The following is a 3,989-nucleotide window of genomic DNA, read 5'->3' on the forward strand; positions in this document are numbered from 1 at the left end:
CGGCCGCACCGCGGGACCAGGTCAGGGCCGGATCAGGGCGCGGAGCCTGCTGCCGCCGCCTGCTCCGCCTGGGCGTTCGACTGGTCGAGCAGCTCCTGCATGCGCGGCTGCACCTCGGCGAGGTAGTCGGCGGCCTTCTGCTTGCCGTCCAGCACCGGCTGGATGCCGACCCAGAGCTCGTCGTACCACTCGGCGCCGTAGGTGAACGACGCCGGCATCTCGCGCCCGTAGTCCTCGGCGATGTCGAGGAACTCCTGGCGGTTCTTCGGCTCGACCGCGTCGTCCTTCTCGGCCTCGGCCGCCCACTCCTTGGCCGTGTCGATCCGGTTCGGGATCTGGACGTTGGCGTCGACGAGCGTCTGCTGCGCGGCCTCGTCGGTGGACAGGTAGGTGGCCAGCTTCACCGCGTCCTCGGGCAGGTCCGTGGTGTTCGAGACGCCGATGCCGAGCGAGCCGACCCAGGTGGCGGGCTCGCCGGTCTTGCCGACGGGCCAGGGCATGAGGTCGTACTCGAAGTTGAGGTCGTTGTAGGCGCTCATGTCCCACGGGCCGACGGGGAAGAAGCCGATCTCGCCGGCCATGAAGCGCTGGTAGGTGTCGAGCGTCTGGGCCTGCTCGGGGTTGGGGGTGACGCCGTCGGCGGTGAGGTCGGCGATGAACTGGATCGCCTCGGCGAACTCCGGGGTGTCGACGGTGACCTGCGTGTGGTCCTCGTTGGTCCAGTCTCCGCCGTTGCTCCACACGAAGGCCTGCGAGTTCCACTGCACGTTGAGGCCGGTGCCCCACTGGTCGGTCTCGCCGTCGCCGTCGGTGTCCTGGGTGAGCTTCTCGCAGATCTTCAGCCACTCGTCCCAGGTGAGGGGCTCGTCCGGGTCGGGCCGTTCGACGCCGGCCTTCTCGAGCAGGTCGGCGTTGTAGCCGAACGCGAACGGGCCGATGTCCTTCGGCAGCCCGTAGAGCTTGCCCTCGGGTGTGCCCTGGGTCGTGCCGTCGAACCGGTAGGAGTTGACGCCGTACGGCCAGATGTTGTCGAGGTCGACCCCTTGCTCGGCGACCTGGTCCGTGATGTCCATGAGGACGCCCGAGCTCACGTAGGACTGCAGGCTGGCCTGCTCGATGTAGAAGACGTCGGGCACCTTGTTGCCCGCGACGGCGGCCTGGAGCTTCTGGGCGTACTGGTCCGCCGAGGTGACGATCATCTTGACCTTCACACCGGTGTCCTCGGTGAAGCGGTCGATGGCCTCCTGGTAGGCCTTCTTCTCGTCGTCGCCACCGCGGAACATGAACGTGAGCGTGCCGTCGTCGGTGCCGCTCCCGCCGCCGGAGCCGCAGGCGGCGAGGGTGCTGGCGGCCACCAGGGCGGTGGCGATGCCGGCGATCAGTCGTGACTTCCTCATCACGGGGTCCTCTCGGGGAGATCCGGGCCGCTCCGGCGCGGCGTCGCCCCGATGCGGTTTACATCGATGAAGAACCATCGACGGCGCCCAATGTGGCACGGCTCGGGCGGCGTGGTCAAGTGGCCCAGGTCACGCCTCTGCAACGATGAAGACGGAGTCGCGAGAATCCTCGGGGTCGCGGGCGAGCACGGGCCCGGCGAGGGAGGCGCGACGCCGTGGTCGCCCGGGACCCGGGGCGGGTCGATCGGCTAGGATCGCGAGGGTCGCGACTGGCGTACAGGTGGATCACCACCGGGGAGCGACGCGCTGTGCAGACGACGGGTCGTTCGCCTGGGCCCGGTCGTCGTCCGACACGTCCGTCCGACACAGCTGGAGAACGCCTGATGAGCACTCCCGATCCCACGTTCAACGCCCCCCTGGCGGAGCTCGACCCCGAGATCGCCGCCGTCCTCGAGGGCGAGCTGACCCGTCAGCGCGACACCCTCGAGATGATCGCGAGCGAGAACTTCGTGCCGCGCGCCGTCCTGCAGGCGCAGGGCAGCGTCCTGACCAACAAGTACGCCGAGGGCTACCCGGGCCGCCGCTACTACGGCGGCTGCGAGCAGGTCGACATCGCGGAGAACCTCGCGATCGCCCGAGCCAAGGACCTGTTCGGCGCCGAGGCCGCCAACGTGCAGCCGCACTCCGGCGCGCAGGCCAACGCGGCCGTGCTGCACGCCCTCATCAACGCGGGCGACAAGATCCTCGGCCTCGAGCTGGCCCACGGCGGCCACCTCACGCACGGCATGAAGATCAACTTCTCCGGCAAGCTCTACGACGTCGGCGCCTACGGCGTGGACCCGCAGTCGTACCGGATCGAGATGGACGAGGTCCGCAAGCGCGCCCTCGAGCACCGCCCGGACGTCATCATCGCCGGCTGGTCCGCCTACCCCCGCCACCTCGACTTCGCGGCGTTCCGCGACGTCGCGGACGAGGTCGGCGCCAAGCTCTGGGTCGACATGGCGCACTTCGCCGGCCTCGTGGCCGCGGGCCTGCACCCGAGCCCCGTGCCGCACGCCGACGTCGTGTCCTCCACGGTGCACAAGACCATCGGCGGGCCCCGGTCCGGCTTCATCCTGAGCAAGGAGGAGCACGCCAAGAAGATCAACTCGGCGGTGTTCCCGGGCCAGCAGGGCGGCCCGCTCATGCACGTGATCGCGGCCAAGGCCGTGGCGTTCAAGGTCGCCGGCACCGACGAGTTCAAGGACCGCCAGGAGCGCACGCTGCGCGGCGCGCAGATCATCGCCGAGCGGCTGTCGCAGGCGGACGTCGCCGAGCAGGGCGTGTCCGTCCTCACCGGCGGCACCGACGTGCACCTGGTGCTCGTCGACCTGCGGAACTCCTCGCTCGACGGCCAGCAGGCCGAGGACCTCCTGCACGACGCCGGCATCACCGTGAACCGCAACGCCGTGCCGTTCGACCCGCGCCCGCCGCGCGTCACCTCCGGCCTGCGCATCGGCACGCCGGCGCTCGCCACCCGCGGGTTCGGCGACGCCGAGTTCACCGAGGTCGCCGACATCATCGCCGTCGCCCTGCGGGACGGCGCCTCGGCCGACGTCGACGCGCTCGCGGCGCGCGTCGCGAAGCTCACGGCCGACTTCCCGCTCTACCCCGGGCTGGCCCAGTGACCGCGCAGGTCCTGGACGGCAAGGCCACCGCGGCCACGATCAAGGCCGAGCTGCGCGAGCGGGTGACCGCTCTGCGCGAGCGCGGCGTCGTGCCGGGGCTCGGCACTCTGCTCGTGGGCGAGGACCCGGGCTCGCAGTGGTACGTCGCCGGCAAGCACCGGGACTGCGCAGAGGTCGGCATCGAGTCGATCCGCGAGGACCTTCCCGCCACCGCCACGCAGGACGAGATCGAGGCGGCCGTGCGGCGGCTCAACGAGGACCCGGCGTGCACCGGGTTCATCGTGCAGCTCCCGCTGCCGAAGAGTGTCGACACCAACCGCGTGCTCGAGCTGATCGACCCGGACAAGGACGCGGACGGCCTGCACCCGACCAACCTCGGGCGCCTCGTGCTGCGCGTCAACGAGGAGGTCACCTCCCCGCTGCCCTGCACGCCCCGCGGCATCATCGACCTGCTGCTGCGGCACGACGTCGACCTCCAGGGCAAGGACGTCGTCGTGGTGGGCCGCGGCGTGACCGTCGGCCGCTCGATCGGCCTGCTGCTCACGCGGCGCGCCGTCAACGCGACGGTCACGCTCACCCACACGGGCACCACCGACCTGCCGGCACTCGTCAAGCGGGCCGACGTCGTCGTGGCGGCGGCCGGCGTCAAGGGGATCGTCACGGCGGACATGGTCAAGCCGGGCGCGGTGCTCGTCGACGTCGGCGTCTCGCGGGAGACCGACCCGGAGACAGGAAAGTCGCGCGTGGTGGGCGACATCGACCCGGCCGCGCGCGAGGTCGCGTCCTGGTACTCGCCCAACCCGGGCGGCGTCGGGCCGATGACGCGCGCCATGCTGCTGGCGAACGTCGTGGACACCGCGGAGCGCCAGGTGGGCTGACCCGCGCCTCCGCACGGACGCCCGGGCCCGTCGTCCCTCTGGGGCGA

3 protein-coding genes and 1 riboswitch are annotated in these 3,989 nt (G+C 71.0%); of the genes, 2 read left to right on the plus strand and 1 reads right to left on the minus strand.

The window, feature by feature from the left end:
* Positions 1 to 32 precede the first annotated feature (32 nt).
* Positions 33 to 1,397 carry an ABC transporter substrate-binding protein gene (locus ACFWEK_RS19690; protein ID WP_430555136.1) on the minus strand — a complete coding sequence of 455 codons (1,365 nt, stop codon included), beginning with the start codon at positions 1,395 to 1,397 and terminating at the stop codon, positions 33 to 35.
* 255 nt (positions 1,398 to 1,652) lie between these two features.
* Positions 1,653 to 1,740: riboswitch (ZMP/ZTP riboswitch) on the plus strand.
* 40 nt (positions 1,741 to 1,780) lie between these two features.
* Here ACFWEK_RS19690 and glyA point away from each other — a divergent pair.
* Together glyA and ACFWEK_RS19700 are read left to right on the plus strand one after the other, a co-directional pair.
* On the plus strand, positions 1,781 to 3,064 hold the full coding sequence (gene glyA, locus ACFWEK_RS19695) for a serine hydroxymethyltransferase (RefSeq protein WP_430544951.1): 1,284 nt from the start codon (positions 1,781 to 1,783) through the stop codon (positions 3,062 to 3,064).
* On the plus strand, positions 3,061 to 3,942 hold the full coding sequence (locus ACFWEK_RS19700) for a bifunctional methylenetetrahydrofolate dehydrogenase/methenyltetrahydrofolate cyclohydrolase (protein WP_430555137.1): 882 nt from the start codon (positions 3,061 to 3,063) through the stop codon (positions 3,940 to 3,942). The genes glyA and ACFWEK_RS19700 overlap by 4 nt, the downstream gene beginning before the upstream one ends.
* Positions 3,943 to 3,989: the final 47 nt, after the last annotated feature.

The sequence above is a fragment of the Isoptericola sp. NPDC060257 genome, from assembly GCF_042726645.1.
Classification (GTDB): Bacteria; Actinomycetota; Actinomycetes; order Actinomycetales; family Cellulomonadaceae; genus Isoptericola; species Isoptericola nanjingensis.

What these genes read in the sequence shown, in the direction of transcription:
- ACFWEK_RS19690 (WP_430555136.1), bottom strand. Translation starts at nt 1,397, where the DNA reads ATGAGGAAGTCACGACTGATCGCCGGCATCGCCACCGCCCTGGTGGCC.
- glyA (WP_430544951.1), top strand. Translation starts at nt 1,781, where the DNA reads ATGAGCACTCCCGATCCCACGTTCAACGCCCCCCTGGCGGAGCTCGAC.